Here is a 15,980-nt window from a genome sequence, read left to right as displayed (position 1 = left end):
GTTACCCGACGGGCGCGCCCCACCGGCGGGGCAGACCCGATTAGCTGTCGTAATCGATGACGTGGCGCAGTTGCTTTTCGAACTCCAGCGCCTTGCCGGTGCCCAGCGCCACACAGTTCAGACTTTCATCCGCAACTGAAATGGACAAGCCAGTTTGCTCGCGCAGGGCAAGATCCAGCTCGCCCAGAAGCGCGCCGCCACCGGTTAGCATGACGCCGCGATCCACGATGTCTGCCGCCAGATCGGGCGGTGTTGCTTCCAGCGCGGTCATCACGGCTTCGCAGATCTGCTGCACCGGTTCGGCCAAAGCTTCCGCGACCTGCGCCTGATTGATCTCGGTCTCTTTCGGAACACCATTCAGAAGGTCACGACCACGGATCATAAGCGAGGTGCCGCGACCGTCATCAGGCATACGTGCGGTGCCGATGGTGGTTTTGATGCGTTCTGCGGTGGTTTCCCCCACCAGTATATTCTGCTGGCGGCGTAGATAGCTGATGATCGCATCATCCATCCGGTCCCCACCCACGCGAACCGAGCGCGCATATACGATGTCGCCAAGCGAGAGAACCGCAACCTCGGTCGTTCCGCCACCAATATCGACAACCATGTTACCGGTCGGATCGGTGATCGGCATGCCTGCCCCGATAGCAGCCGCGATGGGTTCAGCCACCAGACCGGCACGACGTGCGCCTGCCGACAGAACCGACTGGCGAATGGCACGTTTTTCAACTGGGGTTGCACCATGCGGAACGCAGACGATGATCTTCGGCTTCGAAAAGGTCGTGCGCTTGTGCACTTTGCGGATGAAGTTCTTGATCATCTCTTCCGCGCTGTCGAAATCAGCAATGACACCTTCGCGCATCGGGCGGATCGCCTCGATCGAGCCGGGTGTCCGGCCAAGCATCAGCTTGGCGTCTTCGCCAACAGCCAGAACTTTCTTGACCCCATCCTTCACGTGATAGGCGACCACCGAGGGCTCGTTCAGAATGATGCCCTTGCCCTTTACGTAGACCAGCGTGTTCGCGGTCCCAAGGTCAATCGCCATATCCGACGAAAACAAACTCGAAAACCCTGCCATTTTGGATGCCTATCCCGTTCAAATCCCCTATGTGCCCGCGACTCCCAAAGGGTGCAGACCGATGGATATATAAGCCTCCAAGCCCTTTGGTGAAAGCCCTAATACGGACAGGCAAGCGGCTTATCGCCAAGAACATGGGGGATTCATACATTTGGTGAAAGATTGCTGCCACCAAGCACAAAAAACTTTCACTTTTCAAACAAAACGCAGAAATGCGGGCAAATTACTTCGCCCGCACGTTGGTTTTGGTTAGACGCCCTCGGGCTTGGTCTTTTCGCGGCGCGTGATCAGATTGTTCAGCGCGTTCACGTAAGCCCGGACCGAGGCCAGGATCGTATCGGTGTGCGAGGACTGACCGGTCACGATCTTGCCGTTCTCTTCCATGCGCACAGAAACAGTCGCCTGCGCGTCGGTGCCCTCGGTCACGGCATGCACCTGATACAGTTGCAGGCGTGCCTCATGCGGGAAGATCATCTTCACACAGTTGAACGCGGCGTCGACCGGCCCGTCACCTTCCGAGGTCACTTTGTGCTCGACACCGTTCACGGTCATGGTCAGATCGGCGGTGTTCTTTTCCTCGCCACCGGCAATCACACGCAGAGACTTCACCTGCAGCTGATCATTGGCGTCGTCGGTACCATCGGTCATCAGCGCGACGATATCCTCGTCGAACACCTCTTTCTTGGTGTCGGCCAGTTCCTTGAAGCGCACAAAGACGTCCTTCAACTGGTTGTCACCCACATCAAAGCCCAGATCGTTCAATTTGGCCTTCAACGCAGCCCGGCCCGAGTGCTTGCCCAAGGGCAGCGAGGTTCCGGCCAGACCGATGTCCTCGGGGCGCATGATCTCGAAGTTTTCCGGGTTCTTCAGCATGCCATCCTGATGGATCCCACTTTCATGAGCGAAGGCGTTCTTACCGACGATGGCCTTGTTGTACTGCACGGCAAAACCCGACACCTGCGCCACACGACGCGAGATGTTCATGATCTTCGTGGTGTCGATCTGCGTCTGGAAGGGCATGATGTCATTGCGCACTTTCAGGGCCATCACGACCTCTTCCAGCGCGGTGTTACCCGCCCGTTCGCCCAGACCGTTGATGGTGCATTCGATCTGACGCGCGCCCGCTTCCACAGCTGCCAAGGCATTGGCGGTCGCCATGCCCAAGTCGTTGTGGCAGTGCGTGGCGAAAACGATCTCGTCCGCGCCCGGCACACGTTCAATCAGCATCCGGATCAGGTCCGCACTTTCGCGTGGGGCGGTATAGCCCACAGTGTCGGGAATGTTGATCGTCGTGGCACCTGCCTTGATCGCAATCTCGATCACGCGGCACAGATAATCATGCTCGGTCCGGGTCGCGTCCATCGGCGACCACTGCACGTCATCTACCAAATTGCGCGCATGGCTGACGGTTTCGTGGATCAGGTCGGCCATCTCGTCCATCGTCAAATCGGGAATGGCGCGGTGCAAGGGCGAGGTGCCGATGAAGGTGTGAATGCGCGGCTTCGCGGCCTTGCGCACAGCTTCAGCACAACGATCGATATCCTTAAAGTTCGCGCGGCTCAGCCCGCAGATGACCGAGTTCTGCGAACGCTCGGCAATTTCGGAAACGGCTGCAAAGTCGCCTTCAGAGGCGATCGGAAAGCCCGCTTCGATGATGTCGACGCCCATCTCGTCCAGCATCTCGGCAATTTCCAGCTTCTCGTCATGGGTCATAGTTGCGCCAGGGCTTTGTTCGCCGTCACGCAAAGTGGTGTCGAAAATCAACACGTGATCCGAGGGATTGGTCATGATCTTTGTCTCTTTAGATATAAGTTCTTAGCCTTAGTGGCCCACAAGGTTCGGGCCGGTTCGTGGCGCGGTTGGCGTGTCCCCTGAGCGGTCGCGCCTAAACGGCACGCTCAGAGGCGGCTAAGCAGTAGCAGAAGGCCCAGTGCGGGGCGGAAAGTGATATGGGTCTGCATGTTCATGGGCGCAAATATACGTCGGATTCCGCCAAGTTAAAGCCCTTTTTTCGGGAAATCGCCCGAACAGGCACATCCATATGGATGTTACTCGCTATCAGCCTGACCGTCATCTGAGGCGTTATCCGCACCAGCGGTCGAGGCCGCGCCAGCCGCTTCAGCCGCCGCAGCGGCCGCATCGCTGCCCACCGCAGGCGCCGGGGCGGTTTCGATCGCACCTGCAATCAAGCCGTTTTCCCATGTGCCTTCTTCCTGGCTGCCATCCGCACGATAGACCACGCCCTGACCGTGACGTTTTCCGGCCTTGAAGCCACCTTCATACCGATCCCCGCTGGGATAGATCGCAATACCCTGCCCCTCAAACAGGCCCGAGCGCCACGCGCCATCATAGCTGAACCCGTCAGACGTCACATAAGTGCCGCGCCCCTCGCGTTTACCGCCCACGAAAGCACCTTCATAGGTCGCGCCATCCGCCAGTTTCGAGACACCTTGCCCGTGGAACATCCCGGACTGCCATCCGCCGGAATAGCTGGCACCATCCGCAGTTTCCAACGTGCCTTCGCCGTCGAACAACGCCTCTTTGAACGTCCCCTCATAGCGCGCGCCATCCGCCAGCAGGGCAATGCCCTTGCCTTCGATTACACCGTCTTTCCAGCCGCCTTCGAAACTGCTGCCATCCGGATAGGTGATCATACCCACGCCATCGGCCAGACCGGCCCGGAACTGGCCCTTATAGACAGAGCCATCAGGATAGGTCACGCCGCCGTCGCCTTCGATCACACCGGCAATCCAGCCGCCCTCATAGTTATAGCCATCCGCACCGATAAAGGTGCCTTGACCATGACGTTGGTCAGCCTCAAAGCTGCCCTCGTAGCGATCCCCGTTGGCGTAGTCGACCGTCCCGACCCCCTGCCGGGATCCCGCCTGAAACTGGCCGGAATAGACATCGCCGTTGGACTGCGTCAGCACACCTTCGCCGTCCATCTGGCCTTGTGTCCAATTGCCTTCATACATCATGCCATCTGGCTGGGTCAGCTTGCCCGCGCCGTCGCGTTCGCCACCGCGCATGCCGCCTTCGTAAACGGACCCGTCTGGATAGGTGGACCGGCCTCGGCCCTCTTTCACGCCGGCGACCCAATCGCCTTCATAGATATAGCCAGACGGGCTTTGTAGCCGCCCTTGCCCGTGGTGCATCGCGTTGCGAAATCCGCCTTCGTACTGGATGCCGTTGGCGTAAAGTGCCAGACCCGATCCATTGATCTTGCCATCGACCCAGTCTCCTTCGAAACTGGCGCCATCAGCAAAGGTAATCTTGCCGAACCCTTCGGGCTTGCCCTTCACAAAGCTGCCTTCATAGATGGATCCATTGGGGAAGCGCGCCACGCCCTGGCCGACGATCTCGCCCTCCATGAACTCGCCCGTGTATTCATAGCCCGACGGCAGGGTCAGTGTACCCATCCCGTGCTGCAATCCGCCCTTGAACGTCCCGTCATAAACCGAGCCGTCTTCGTATTGCTTGGTTTCGACCTGCGCCATTGCAACCGCGGGCAATACAAGCGCCAAAGCGACCACTCCGCGAAATCCGATCAGGGGGCTTTGCATCTCGAAACCTCGTTCAATTTCTTTGACTTGTTATTGGACGGCCGCAGCCTGTTCGCGCTCAGACTATGCCGTCCAAAAAGCCGAGACAACGCTTTTCCCGTTCAGCCTCTTTATCCTACGGGCAAACCTGCTACATCTGTGCCAAACCATCCCCCGCAATGCCGGGAAGAAGGACTAGCGCGATGAGTGACAATTTCCGCCTGACACTGGCACAACTGAACCCAACCGTGGGCGCAATTTCTGGCAATGCCGACAAGGCCCGCGATGCCTGGCACGCGGCGAAAGTGGCTGGCAGCGACATGCTGGCCCTGCCCGAGGCCTTTGTGACCGGATATCAGACGCAGGATCTGGTGATGCGCCCGCAGTTTTTCCGCGACGCGATGGACGCGGTCGAGGCGCTGGCCAAAGACTGCGCCGACGGCCCCGCGATGGGCATCGGCGCGCCGTATCACGACGGCAAGGACCTCTATAACGCCTATTACATCTTGCAGGGCGGCAAGATCGCCACGCGGATTTTGAAGCAACGTCTGCCTAACGAAACCGTGTTTGATGAGGAACGCCACTTCACCTCGGCCGACCCGCAAGGGCCGTATTCGATGGGTCCGATCCGTATCGGCACGCCGATCTGCGAAGACGCATGGCACGCCGAGGACGTCTGCGAAACGCTCGCCGAAAGTGGGGCCGAGTTCCTGCTGATCCCCAATGGCTCGCCTTACTACCGCAACAAGTTCGACGTGCGCCTGAATCACATGGTGGGTCGCGTGGTCGAAACCGGTCTGCCGCTGGTCTATCTGAACATGGTCGGCGGGCAAGATGATCAGGTGTTTGATGGTGCTTCTTTCGCCCTGAACCCAGGTGGAGAGCTGGCCTTCCGCATGGCTGATTTCGACGAAGAGATCCGGCACGTGGACCTGACCAACACCGATGATGGCTGGCGCATCCAGCCCGGACCCATCGCCCAGCTTAGCGATGAGTGGGAAGGGGATTATCGCGCGATGGTCGAAAGCCTTCGTGATTATATGGGCAAAACCGGCTTCAAACAGGTGCTACTGGGCCTGTCGGGCGGGATCGACAGTGCGATTGTTGCGACCATTGCCGCTGATGCGCTTGGCCCCGAAAACGTGCGCTGCGTGATGCTGCCGTCCGAATACACCTCGCAAGGGTCATTGGATGACGCCAAGGACATCGCGAACCGCCTTGGCTGTACGTATGATTTTGTACCGATCAAAGAAGGGCGCGACGCGATTACCAACACTCTGGCCCCGTTCTTCGAAGGACTAGAGCCCGACGTGACCGAAGAAAACATCCAGTCCCGCCTGCGTGGTCTGCTGTTGATGGCGCTTTCCAACAAAACCGGCGCGATGCTTCTGACCACCGGCAACAAATCCGAGGTCGCCGTGGGCTATGCCACGATCTATGGCGACATGTCGGGCGGCTATAACCCGATCAAAGATCTGTATAAGATCCGCGTGTTCGAACAATGCCGCTGGCGCAATGCCAATCACCGCGATTGGATGAAAGGCCCGGAAGGCGAGGTCATCCCGGTGTCGATCATCGACAAGCCGCCCTCGGCCGAACTTCGTCCAGACCAAAAGGACGAGGACAGCCTGCCGCCCTATGACGTGCTGGATGCGATCCTTGAAGGGTTGATCGATGATGAGAAATCTGTGGCTAAACTGGTTTCAGAAGGCTTTGACAAGGCAACCGTCAAGAAAATCGAGCATCTGGTCTTCATCAGCGAATACAAACGCTTCCAGTCCGCGCCCGGCACTCGCCTGACCAAGCGCAGCTTCTGGCTGGATCGGCGCTATCCGATCGTGAATCGCTGGCGGGACGGCACCTAAGCCACCCCGCCCGCGCATCTTATCCCATCAACAGCTGATAGCTGTGCGGCACGTATTGGAACCCTGCGTCGCGAGCCTCGACATAACCCAATGCAGGGAACGGCATGTGGTAGCCAATGAAGGGCATCTTCTCGGCGGCCAGCATCCCCAGCAGAGACTTACGCGTGGCGGCCGCCGCAGATTTGTCCATGTCGAACTTCACCTCCCACTCGGGATAGCCCAACGACCAGACATAGTGGTTGGCAAAATCCGCCGCGATCAGCAGCGACTGCCCGCCGCTGTCCAGACGATAGGCCATGTGGCCGGGCGTGTGGCCAAAGGCTTCTACTGCCTCGATCCCGGATAGAACTGCATCGCCAGGGGCCAGCATCGTTGTCTGCTCGGCCAACGGCGCCACCTTGGCATCGAACCTGTCATTTCCGGCCGCCGCCCAGTGATCGAACTCGACCGCACCGGTTACATAGCGTGCGTTCGGGAAGGTTGCGCCCGCATCGCCCGACAACCCACCAATGTGATCGCCATGCATATGGGTGATGACGACGACATCGACATCTTCAGGCGTATATCCAGCCGCCGTGACAGCCGCGCTGATCCCCTCGGGGTTCAATCCGGTGTCAAACAGCACCAAATCGACGCCTGTGTTGACCAAAGTAGGCGTGAAGAAAAACTGGGCCGCATCCGTCGGGATATTGGCGCCCGCACTTGCAGTGGCGAACTCGTCTGCGCCGACATTCATGCCGAATATGGTCTGAGGGTCCGGCACCGTGCGCGCACCTGCCAGCAAGGTTGTCACCTCGAACGCCCCCAGCTTGAAACGACGCGCATCAATGGTTTGCGCGCCCAACTGCGGTGCCATGGCGCGGGCTGGCGTTGCAGCCAAAGCAACCAGAGGCGACGCCGCCCCCATTGCCAGCAAGTGACGCCGTGAAATGCGAGGGATGGGAAAATCTGTCATGTCATTCTCCAATTTGTTGGATTTTGTTAATGCGACAGGGTGAACTATACTCGGATTTCATCCTGAATTGATGCGCGTCACGTCATCGTGAAAAGATCGGCAAGACATGGCCCAGAACAAAACAACACCAACCGACCTAACTGCTGAAAATTTCATCACGTCGGTCGAACCTGCGTCAAAACAAGAAGACGCTAAGGTGCTTGATCAACTGTTCCAAAGCGTGACCGGATACAAACCGCTCATGTGGGGGCCATCGATCATCGGCTATGGTCAGTATCACTATGTCTATGACAGCGGGCGGCAGGGCGATTTTCTGGCCACCGGGTTTTCACCCCGTAAGGCGCGCCACTCGATCTATATCATGCCGGGATACGCCGACTTCGGCGATATCCTTGCGCGTCTGGGAAAACACAAAATGGGCAAATCCTGCCTGTATGTGAACAAGTTGGCAGACATCGATCTGGATGTGCTGGCCGAGCTGATCCGCGCGGGGCTGGCGGACCTCGACAAGAAATGGCCCATCCAGCCGACCTGACCGACGACTATTCCCACCAGCGGTCAATCGCGGCGATATCCTCGTCCGACCAACCGAAGTGATGCGCGAACTCGTGCACGACAATATGGTTGACCAGCTCGGCCATGGTCACATTCCCGCGTGCCGCCCATTCATCCAATATGGCCCGTCGGAACAGCCAGATTGCATCCATCGCCAAAGGCTGATCGCTAACCGATTTCTCGGTCATGGGGACGCCGACATAAAGCCCGGTCAACGTATAGGGATCGGCTATGTCGTGATCGGCCAGCACACTGGCATCCGGAATCTCGGCCACTTGGATCCCGACGTCCAAAGCGGGCTCGGCAAACGGGTCGGGCAGATGGGCACGCGCGTCTAACGCCATTTGCTCGATCTGCGCCAAACTGGGTGCAGATGACTTCTCCATAGGGAATATTATGGACAAAGACGGGCCAATATGAAAGAGGGACCGCCAAGGAGATCAACCTATGACCACCACCCGTTTCGCCCCCTCGCCCACCGGATATATCCATGTGGGCAACCTGCGTACCGCGCTGTTCAACTATCTGATCGCTGCCAAATCAGGCGGCCAATTCATCCTGCGCTTGGATGACACAGATCCAGAACGCTCGAAGCAGGAATATGCAGACGCGATCATGGAAGATCTGGAATGGCTGGGTCTGACCTGGGATCGCGTTGAAAAACAGTCGGATCGTTTGGACCGCTATGAAGCCGCCGCACAAGAGCTGCGCGACATGGGCCGGTTCTATGAATGTTTCGAGACCCCGACCGAGCTGGACCTGAAGCGTAAGAAACAACTGAACATGGGCAAGCCGCCGGTTTATGACCGCTCGGCGCTGGCGCTGTCAGACGACGAGAAGTCCAAGCTGCGTGAAGAACGCGGTCAGGGCCACTGGCGTTTCAAACTGGATCATCAGCGGATTAACTGGACCGACGGCATTCTGGGCGACATCTCGATCGATGCGGCCTCCGTGTCTGACCCTGTACTGATCCGTGGCGACGGGCAGTTCCTCTATACACTGGCCTCGGTCTGTGACGACATCGACTTCGGCATCACCAACGTGGTGCGCGGCTCGGATCACGTGACCAACACCGGCACGCAAATTCAGATTATCGAAGCATTGGGCGGCGCTGTCCCCAGCTTTGCACACCATTCGCTTCTGACCGGCCCGCAGGGCGAGGCTCTGTCCAAGCGTCTTGGCACGCTGGCCATCCGCGACCTGCGCGAACAGGGCGTGCAGCCGATGGCGCTGCTGAGCCTGCTGGCGCGTTTGGGATCATCGCAACCGGTCGAGCTGCGCAGCTCGCTGGACGAGATCATCGAAGGCTTCGATCTGTCGACCTTCGGCTCGGCCCCGACCAAGTTTGATGTCCAAGACCTGTTCCCGCTGACCGCACGCTATCTTGCGGCCCTGCCTGTGGATGCCGTTTCCGCAAAGCTGGACGAAATTGGCGTGCCCGGTGAAATGGCCGAGGCCTTCTGGTCCGTCGCCCGCGAAAACATCACCACGCTGGCCGATCTGGAAGGTTGGTGGGTCCTGTGCCGTGATGGTGCCGAGCCGTTGATCGACGACGAGGACAAGGACTTCATCGCCGAAGCCATGACGCTTCTGCCCGACGCGCCCTATGACGGCGACAGCTGGTCAAACTGGACCTCTGCCGTGAAAGAGGCAACCGGTCGCAAAGGCAAAGGTCTGTTCATGCCACTGCGCAAAGCCGTCACCGGCATGGAGCGCGGCCCGGACATGTCGTCGCTGATGCCGCTGTTGCAGGTAGTACGCGCGAAGGGGTAGGTCCGTCGAAACGAGCAAGATCGCCTAATTGGCGATCTTGTGCTATTCTGGGTTTCCCAAATGCCTAGCATCACTTGCCTAAAATCTGAAAAAACAAACCTCGGCCTCGTCCGCGCGCAAGGGAAAGTTTCTGGCGTCAATATTTCACCTAATTCTGTTTCAGTGGTGAAGAAAAAGTTCGACCCACAGCTTCCAAAGGGCATGAGCGTGCAAAACTGCACTGCGTTTGTACTTGCAGTTTCTGGCCCAGTTCAGATTGAAAACTTGGAGTTCCGTATCTCGATAGACTCTCCAATTGAAGGCACGCCCTGCACTGGCCAGTGTTTGGATGCTCAGGAATGGTCATCTGAAGACTACACCATCGTCATAGGCACCGAAGATGCTGAAATCCTTAGTGATCGGCTTGGCGCACCTGAACTCGAAGATCGTGCGGTTGTCGACTACGACAAGAACTCTTTGACGCTTAGACTCGAGAGATTAGTGAAACGCGACGGGTATTCTTTTCATTTTCTGATGGTTGAGAACCCGGTGCCTGAACCTGTAGATGCGTCAGCATGGTTTGCTGTCGACCAATCACATAAGAACGTCCTACGTTCATAGTTCTCTGTTCTACGGCCCTCGTATCTCTTCCCACATCCTCGCACAGACCCTGTGCACTCCACCCACTGGCGCTGCCCATCTTTCTAGGTCATGCTGATCGACAGCGAACAGGTAAGGTGACGATTATGGCCGAGGCGCAGGCGAAATTCCTTGAAGGCAATCTGCTAAGGCACATCACGGTGATGTCGCTGACATCCTCGGTCGGGCTGATGGCGATCTTTCTGGTCGATCTGGTCGACATGATCTTCATCTCGATGCTGGGCCGGGACGAGCTGGCTGCGGCGGTCGGATACTCGGGTGCGCTTTTGTTTTTCACTTCGTCCTTCGGGATCGGGATGTCCATCGCAGCAGGTGCACTTGTCGCCCGTGCGTTGGGCGAAGGCGAGCCGCAAACGGCCCGCCGTAGAGCCGCCACAGCCCTGTTTTATGGCATGATCATCGGGGCGGTCTTCGCGGCTGTCGTCTGGTATTTCACACCCAACCTTGTCGCGCTTTTGGGTGCGTCGGGGGACACGCTGGACCTTGCAACATCTTACCTGCGGATCATCCTTCCCAGTCTTCCAATCCTGATCGCCGGTATGGTCGGCGGCGCGATCCTGCGCGCACACGGGGATGCCCGTCGCGCCATGATGGCCACCATCGGCGCGGGGGTGGTGAATGCGATCCTCGACCCCATTCTGATCTTCGGGTTCAATCTAGACCTGACCGGCGCAGCTCTGGCCTCGGTCGCGGCCCGCCTGACCGTGGCCGTCATGTCGATCTATCCGATCTTCAAATACTATGGCGGGCTGGATCGTCCCACGCGGGCTGAGTTCAGTGTTGATTTCCCCGCCATCGCCACCATCGCCCTGCCTGCCATTCTGACCCAGTTTGCAACCCCCGTGGGGCAGGCCTATGTCACTCGATCCATGGCTGAATTCGGGGAAGACGCCGTGGCGGGCATGGCCATTATTGGCCGTCTGATCCCGGTCGCCTTCGGGACCATCTTTGCCCTGTCCGGAGCCATCGGACCGATTGTCGGGCAGAACTTTGGGGCCGGAAAGATGGACCGAGTGCGCGGATCCATCCGGGACGGGCTGCTGTTCGTCTTGGTGGTGACACTGGTGGTCACGGCGCTCCTGTATCTGGCACGCGGCCCCATCGCAGATCTGTTCAACGCCGAGGGCCTAAGCCGCGAACTGGTCTTCCTGTTCTGTGGTCCGCTGGCGCTGGCATGGTATTTCAACGGCGTGATTTTCGTCACCAACGCCAGCTTCAACAACCTTGGACACCCGTTCTATTCGACGTGGGTGAACTGGGGTCGTCAGACCCTTGGCACCATCCCATTGGTCATGATCGGAGCGGCCTATTGGGGGGCGCCCGGCGTGTTGATCGGACAAGCGATTGGTGGCGTGGCCTTTGCCGGGATTGCGATGATCCTGTCCGTCCGCGTGCTGAACAAAGCCGAGGCCGGACTATGCCCCGGTGCCACGCATCCGTACCAGCGACAGACCCGTCTCATCTCGCTCTTTCACAACCGCCGATAAGCGCGAGAGACCTTCGTCCACCAGCGCCGTCTCTTCCGCACTCAGAACCTGTGCGCGCGGATAGATTGGGTCTGCGCGGTCGTTCAAAATGGGTGCGTTCCAGCCCTCGGTCGTTTCGAAGAAATGGGTGACGCCGTCCAGACCGAACTCGCGGAAATAGCCCTGAACAACCACATCCAGATAGCTAAGTAGCACCGGGTTATCATCCGTCGGCGCGTGATGCTCGCCAGGCGCGATTGCATAGATCGCCACGTCCAGATCACCACCCTCATGGCGGATCTCTGAGCCCAACTGCACCCGCGCATAAGCGCGCTCGCGTTCATCCAAAGCCGCCCAATCCGCATCCGGGACCGAAGCAATCAGCCCCTCGATATAGTCCGCGCTGTCCGGCACCGCTGTCAGGTAACACAGCGCCCGATGCGGAGACCTTCGCCACGCCCGATGCCAGCCCGTCACACGCGCGGCGCGCGGGTTGTCATAGCTGTGGGTCTGACGGTTCACCAAGGAACCATAGCCGAAGAAATGCGGGTCATTCGCAAGGGTGCTCATAGGGCGCAGACTGCACCCGCATGCGGTGGGATACAAGCTCTTGCCGCCGCGCGCGGGCGGCGATACGGTCAGATCAAACCAGCAGGAGACACCGAATGTATTACACCGAAGAACACGAATGGCTGCGCGAAGAAGATGGCGTCTATGTTGTGGGCATCACCGCCCACGCGGCCGAGCAGTTGGGCGACGTGGTTTTTCTGGAACTGCCCGAGGCTGGCGACACGGTCTCGAAAGATGACGAAATCGTCGTGATCGAAAGCGTGAAAGCCGCGTCCGACATCCTGAGCCCGCTAGATGGCGAGATCGCCGAAGTGAACGAGACCATGGTGGACGAACCGGGCAAGGTCAACGACGACCCCGAAGGCGACGCGTGGCTGTTCAAGATCAAAGCATCCGACACCAGCGTGCTGGACGACTACATGGATGAAGCGGCCTATAAGAAATTCATCGCCTGATCGCTTCGCATTGAACAAGAAGGGGCGCGGACCGGATTGGTACGCGCCCCTTTTCTCATATCAGTCCTTCGACCGTTCCAGCATCCCGAACAGGTCACGCGGATCATCCGGGTCTGCCAGCATGTCGAGCCGGGTGAAATAGGCCGTCCCCTCGATCGCCTTCGAGACATAGCGCAGGGCCGAGAAGTCCTCGATCGCGAAGCCCACGCTGTCAAACAGCGTAATCTGTTTATCCGATGTCCGCCCCTTTGCCTGACCGGTGATCACCTGCCACATCTCGGTGATCGGGTGGCCTTCATCCAACTGCTGGATCTCGCCCTCGACCCAGGTTTGTTCGGGGTATTCCACGAAGATGTCCGAGCGCAGCAGGATGTCGCGGTGCAGCTCGGTCTTGCCGGGGCAGTCGCCACCGATGGCGTTGATGTGCACGCCCTCGCCGATCATATTGTCGGTCAGGATCGTGGCATATTGCTTGTCGGCGGTGCAGGTCGTGATGATCTGCGCACCTTCCATGCTTTCTTCGCCGGTCTTGCAGGACACAACATTCAGCCCATGCCCCGTCAGATTGCGCGCGGCCTTCGCCGTGGCCGCCGGGTCGATGTCGAAAAGCCGTACCGTGTCGATCCCGCAGATCGCCTTGAACGCCAGACACTGAAATTCTGACTGCGCACCATTGCCGATCATCGCCATGGTGGTCGATCCCTTCGGCGCCAGATGCTTTGCCACCATCGCGCTGGTCGCCGCAGTCCGCAGCGCGGTCAGCACGGTCATTTCCGACAGAAGCTTCGGATAGCCCGAGTTCACATCTGCCAGCAGCCCAAAGGCCGTGACCGTTTGCAGACCTTCCTTGGTGTTCTTCGGGTGGCCGTTCACATACTTGAAGCCATACATCTCGCCGTCCGAGGTCGGCATCAGTTCGATCACACCCACATCCGAGTGGCTGGCGACGCGGGGCGTCTTGTCGAAAAGTTCCCACCGTTTGAAGTCGGCTTCAATCTCGTCCGCCAGCTCGCGCAGGACGGTTTCGATGCCGATATGATGGACCAAGCCCATCATGTGTTCGACCGATACAAAGGGAACATAGGCAAGTTCGGAAGGAAGAGGCGGCATGGGGGCGCTCCTTAATAGCTGGTGGTGAAACGGTCGAGCACACGGCGTCCAAACAGGCTTGCCGTCAGGTCGACCATCAGACGCGCGGTGCGGCCACGTTCGTCAAGGAAGGGGTTCAGTTCTACCAGATCAAGCGAGGTTACTAGGCCGGTGTCATGCAGCATCTCCATGATCAGATGCGCCTCGCGGAAAGTCGCGCCACCGGGGACGGTGGTGCCAACAGCGGGGGCAATGTCGGGTTCGATGAAGTCGACGTCGAGGCTCACGTGAAGCAGCCCATTCGACTGTGCTACTTCATCCAAAAACGGGCGAAGAATGCGTGCCACGCCATGTTCGTCAATCGCACGCATGTCATGGGCCTGCACGCCCGAGCTTTGCAGAAGATCACGTTCCTCGCGATCAACCGAGCGCAGCCCGATCATGCACAGCTTTGTCGGGTCCAATTTCGCAGGCAAAGGCTTGCCCAGAAGATCGGGGAAGCCGCCCAGACCACAGGCAAACGCCATCGGCATCCCGTGGATGTTTCCACTGGGAGAGCTAGCGGGCGTGTTGAAATCCGAATGCGCATCCAGCCACAGCACGTATTGAGGGCGCCCCAACTCGGCCGCCGCTGCCACGTGCCCTGTGACCGTGCCCAGCGCCAGCGCGTGATCACCACCCATGTAGATCGGAAGCACATCCTGCTGCGACAACGCGTGGGCGTGTGCGTGCAAGCTGCGCGTCCAACCGGCCACTTCCGGCAGGAATTTCAGGTGGGTATATTCAGTTTCGATAGGGCCAGTCGCCTCGGGCTGCGCATCGCCCAGATCTGTAACACTATGACCCAATGCCGCCAGTTCCTCGGCCAGCCCAGCCGTCCGATAGGCAGCAGGGCCCATGATACAACCGCGGCGTCCGGCGCCTTCCTCCATTGGAACGCCAAGAAGATGAATGTTTGTCATGCTGCAGCTCCTACTACTCTGGGGCGTGGGCTTAGGTGGATACCTGCGATCGTACAGCGCACCGATCCACCTGCCATTTCTAAGGTCGGAATATCCAATGGCAGGATTTTCAGGTGGGCTTCGATGCGCCAACGCTGTTCAGGCGCAAGCGCCGCCATTGCCCGCGACGACATCGCCAAGACGCGCCCGTCCCTGCCCTGCAATTCAATGGCATTTCCTGCAAAATCGGCGACCTGTTTTTGCGTCAAAGCGATCACTTCCCGCCCACCATGCGCAAGCCGATCGCGCACAACTTCGCGCCGCGCGGTATCAAGGATTGTGTCCAACCCGATCAGCGCCACATCCGTCCCGATGCACATCAGCACGTTGGTGTGATAGATCGGCACCCCGTCTGCATCATGGGCGTCAAACACCATCGGTTCATAGTTGAAATGGGTGCAGAACCTCTCCAGCAGCACCTCGCTGGTGCGTTTCGAACGCGCGGCATAGGCGACGCGCTCCACGTGATCCAGCACCATCGCACCGGTGCCTTCCAGAAACAGATCATCCTGCTCTAGCCCCGAATAGTCGATGATGTCTTGTACGCGATAACGTGCCTTGAGCATCTCAAGCACGTCTTGGCGGCGTTCGATCCGGCGGTTCTGGGAATACATCGGATAGACCGCCACATGGCCGCCAGGGTGGGTCGAAAACCAGTTGTTTGGAAAGACCGCATCAGGGCGATCATCACGGGGATCTTCGAACAAGTTCACCTCGATCCCTTCGCCGCGCAGCGCTTCGACCATGCCTGTCACTTCGTCATACGCACGCTTGGAAAGGTCGTGCGCCGAAGCGTCGACGGCTAAGGTCTGAAACCCATTATCTTGCGCCGTTTCCGTGTTTGGCTGGAAATTGCGTGGGCGGATCATAATGACGGCATCCGGTGCCTGAAGCGATGTCTGGGGCATGATTGGCTTTGTTCATGGTGGGTGTTCTGAACAGTTTAACAATCTCAATATTTTATAAACTAGGATACTATTGATCATTCAAGT

The 15,980-nt window shown here is 58.7% G+C and carries 15 protein-coding genes; 6 read left to right on the top strand and 9 right to left on the bottom strand.

Annotated features, from left to right (window positions below):
- Positions 1–40: 40 nt before the first annotated feature.
- From ALP8811_RS02020 to ALP8811_RS02010, 3 genes are all read right to left on the bottom strand, one after another.
- On the bottom strand, positions 41–1,078 hold the full coding sequence (locus tag ALP8811_RS02020) for a rod shape-determining protein (protein ID WP_108855526.1): 1,038 nt from the start codon (positions 1,076–1,078) through the stop codon (positions 41–43).
- A gap of 249 nt (positions 1,079–1,327) precedes the next feature.
- The gene (locus tag ALP8811_RS02015; RefSeq protein WP_108855525.1) at positions 1,328–2,866 is read right to left on the bottom strand and encodes a 2-isopropylmalate synthase; all 1,539 of its coding nucleotides are present in this window, start codon (positions 2,864–2,866) and stop codon (positions 1,328–1,330) included.
- A 260-nt stretch (positions 2,867–3,126) separates the two neighbouring features.
- Positions 3,127–4,641: an MORN repeat-containing protein gene (locus tag ALP8811_RS02010; RefSeq protein ID WP_108855524.1), complete on the bottom strand. Its 1,515-nt coding sequence runs from the start codon at positions 4,639–4,641 to the stop codon at positions 3,127–3,129.
- 182 nt (positions 4,642–4,823) lie between these two features.
- Between ALP8811_RS02010 and ALP8811_RS02005 the strand changes: the two genes are divergently transcribed.
- The gene (locus ALP8811_RS02005) at positions 4,824–6,485 is read left to right on the top strand and encodes an NAD+ synthase (protein ID WP_108855523.1); all 1,662 of its coding nucleotides are present in this window, start codon (positions 4,824–4,826) and stop codon (positions 6,483–6,485) included.
- 19 nt (positions 6,486–6,504) lie between these two features.
- On the opposite strand, the gene ALP8811_RS02000 is transcribed toward ALP8811_RS02005, so the two are convergent.
- Complete coding sequence (locus ALP8811_RS02000; protein ID WP_108855522.1) at positions 6,505–7,440, bottom strand: MBL fold metallo-hydrolase; 936 nt, start codon at positions 7,438–7,440, stop codon at positions 6,505–6,507.
- Between the two features lie 106 nt (positions 7,441–7,546).
- On the opposite strand from ALP8811_RS02000, the gene ALP8811_RS01995 reads away from it, so the two are divergent.
- Positions 7,547–7,975 carry a DUF1801 domain-containing protein gene (locus tag ALP8811_RS01995; RefSeq protein WP_108855521.1) on the top strand — a complete coding sequence of 143 codons (429 nt, stop codon included), beginning with the start codon at positions 7,547–7,549 and terminating at the stop codon, positions 7,973–7,975.
- Between the two features lie 7 nt (positions 7,976–7,982).
- On the opposite strand, the gene ALP8811_RS01990 is transcribed toward ALP8811_RS01995, so the two are convergent.
- Complete coding sequence (locus ALP8811_RS01990) at positions 7,983–8,381, bottom strand: metallopeptidase family protein (protein ID WP_108855520.1); 399 nt, start codon at positions 8,379–8,381, stop codon at positions 7,983–7,985.
- A gap of 61 nt (positions 8,382–8,442) precedes the next feature.
- Between ALP8811_RS01990 and gltX the strand changes: the two genes are divergently transcribed.
- From gltX to ALP8811_RS01975, 3 genes are all read left to right on the top strand, one after another.
- Positions 8,443–9,768 (top strand): glutamate--tRNA ligase, encoded by a 1,326-nt coding sequence (gene gltX / locus ALP8811_RS01985; RefSeq protein ID WP_108855519.1) that lies wholly within the window; start codon positions 8,443–8,445, stop codon positions 9,766–9,768.
- Positions 9,769–9,828: 60 nt separating this feature from the next.
- On the top strand, positions 9,829–10,368 hold the full coding sequence (locus tag ALP8811_RS01980) for a hypothetical protein (protein WP_108855518.1): 540 nt from the start codon (positions 9,829–9,831) through the stop codon (positions 10,366–10,368).
- 125 nt (positions 10,369–10,493) lie between these two features.
- Positions 10,494–11,894 (top strand): MATE family efflux transporter, encoded by a 1,401-nt coding sequence (locus tag ALP8811_RS01975; protein WP_108855517.1) that lies wholly within the window; start codon positions 10,494–10,496, stop codon positions 11,892–11,894.
- Here the strand turns inward: ALP8811_RS01975 and ALP8811_RS01970 are convergent.
- On the bottom strand, positions 11,823–12,443 hold the full coding sequence (locus ALP8811_RS01970; protein ID WP_108855516.1) for a gamma-glutamylcyclotransferase family protein: 621 nt from the start codon (positions 12,441–12,443) through the stop codon (positions 11,823–11,825). The two genes, ALP8811_RS01975 and ALP8811_RS01970, sit on opposite strands and share 72 nt — an antisense overlap.
- Positions 12,444–12,538: 95 nt before the next feature.
- On the opposite strand from ALP8811_RS01970, the gene gcvH reads away from it, so the two are divergent.
- On the top strand, positions 12,539–12,898 hold the full coding sequence (gcvH, locus tag ALP8811_RS01965) for a glycine cleavage system protein GcvH (protein WP_108855515.1): 360 nt from the start codon (positions 12,539–12,541) through the stop codon (positions 12,896–12,898).
- A 60-nt stretch (positions 12,899–12,958) separates the two neighbouring features.
- Here the strand turns inward: gcvH and ocd are convergent, their stop codons facing one another.
- Genes ocd through ctlX form a run of 3 tightly spaced genes read right to left on the bottom strand, consistent with a single transcriptional unit; the run spans position 12,959 to position 15,896 of the window.
- Positions 12,959–14,008, bottom strand: coding sequence for an ornithine cyclodeaminase (gene ocd / locus ALP8811_RS01960; protein WP_108855514.1), 1,050 nt, complete (start codon positions 14,006–14,008; stop codon positions 12,959–12,961).
- An 11-nt stretch (positions 14,009–14,019) separates the two neighbouring features.
- Complete coding sequence (rocF, locus tag ALP8811_RS01955) at positions 14,020–14,949, bottom strand: arginase (protein WP_108855513.1); 930 nt, start codon at positions 14,947–14,949, stop codon at positions 14,020–14,022.
- The gene (gene ctlX / locus ALP8811_RS01950; protein ID WP_108855512.1) at positions 14,946–15,896 is read right to left on the bottom strand and encodes a citrulline utilization hydrolase CtlX; all 951 of its coding nucleotides are present in this window, start codon (positions 15,894–15,896) and stop codon (positions 14,946–14,948) included. Before ctlX ends, rocF begins: the two co-directional genes overlap by 4 nt.
- Positions 15,897–15,980 lie beyond the last annotated feature (84 nt).

The organism is Aliiroseovarius pelagivivens (assembly GCF_900302485.1).
Taxonomy (GTDB): Bacteria; Pseudomonadota; Alphaproteobacteria; order Rhodobacterales; family Rhodobacteraceae; genus Aliiroseovarius; species Aliiroseovarius pelagivivens.
This window is presented reverse-complemented; position numbering and strand designations above follow the sequence as displayed.

What these genes read in the sequence shown, in the direction of transcription:
- ALP8811_RS02020 (WP_108855526.1), bottom strand. Translation starts at nt 1,078, where the DNA reads ATGGCAGGGTTTTCGAGTTTGTTTTCGTCGGATATGGCGATTGACCTT.
- ALP8811_RS02015 (WP_108855525.1), bottom strand. Translation starts at nt 2,866, where the DNA reads ATGACCAATCCCTCGGATCACGTGTTGATTTTCGACACCACTTTGCGT.
- ALP8811_RS02010 (WP_108855524.1), bottom strand. Translation starts at nt 4,641, where the DNA reads ATGCAAAGCCCCCTGATCGGATTTCGCGGAGTGGTCGCTTTGGCGCTT.
- ALP8811_RS02005 (WP_108855523.1), top strand. Translation starts at nt 4,824, where the DNA reads ATGAGTGACAATTTCCGCCTGACACTGGCACAACTGAACCCAACCGTG.
- ALP8811_RS02000 (WP_108855522.1), bottom strand. Translation starts at nt 7,440, where the DNA reads ATGACAGATTTTCCCATCCCTCGCATTTCACGGCGTCACTTGCTGGCA.
- ALP8811_RS01995 (WP_108855521.1), top strand. Translation starts at nt 7,547, where the DNA reads ATGGCCCAGAACAAAACAACACCAACCGACCTAACTGCTGAAAATTTC.
- ALP8811_RS01990 (WP_108855520.1), bottom strand. Translation starts at nt 8,381, where the DNA reads ATGGAGAAGTCATCTGCACCCAGTTTGGCGCAGATCGAGCAAATGGCG.
- gltX (WP_108855519.1), top strand. Translation starts at nt 8,443, where the DNA reads ATGACCACCACCCGTTTCGCCCCCTCGCCCACCGGATATATCCATGTG.
- ALP8811_RS01980 (WP_108855518.1), top strand. Translation starts at nt 9,829, where the DNA reads ATGCCTAGCATCACTTGCCTAAAATCTGAAAAAACAAACCTCGGCCTC.
- ALP8811_RS01975 (WP_108855517.1), top strand. Translation starts at nt 10,494, where the DNA reads ATGGCCGAGGCGCAGGCGAAATTCCTTGAAGGCAATCTGCTAAGGCAC.
- ALP8811_RS01970 (WP_108855516.1), bottom strand. Translation starts at nt 12,443, where the DNA reads ATGAGCACCCTTGCGAATGACCCGCATTTCTTCGGCTATGGTTCCTTG.
- gcvH (WP_108855515.1), top strand. Translation starts at nt 12,539, where the DNA reads ATGTATTACACCGAAGAACACGAATGGCTGCGCGAAGAAGATGGCGTC.
- ocd (WP_108855514.1), bottom strand. Translation starts at nt 14,008, where the DNA reads ATGCCGCCTCTTCCTTCCGAACTTGCCTATGTTCCCTTTGTATCGGTC.
- rocF (WP_108855513.1), bottom strand. Translation starts at nt 14,949, where the DNA reads ATGACAAACATTCATCTTCTTGGCGTTCCAATGGAGGAAGGCGCCGGA.
- ctlX (WP_108855512.1), bottom strand. Translation starts at nt 15,896, where the DNA reads ATGCCCCAGACATCGCTTCAGGCACCGGATGCCGTCATTATGATCCGC.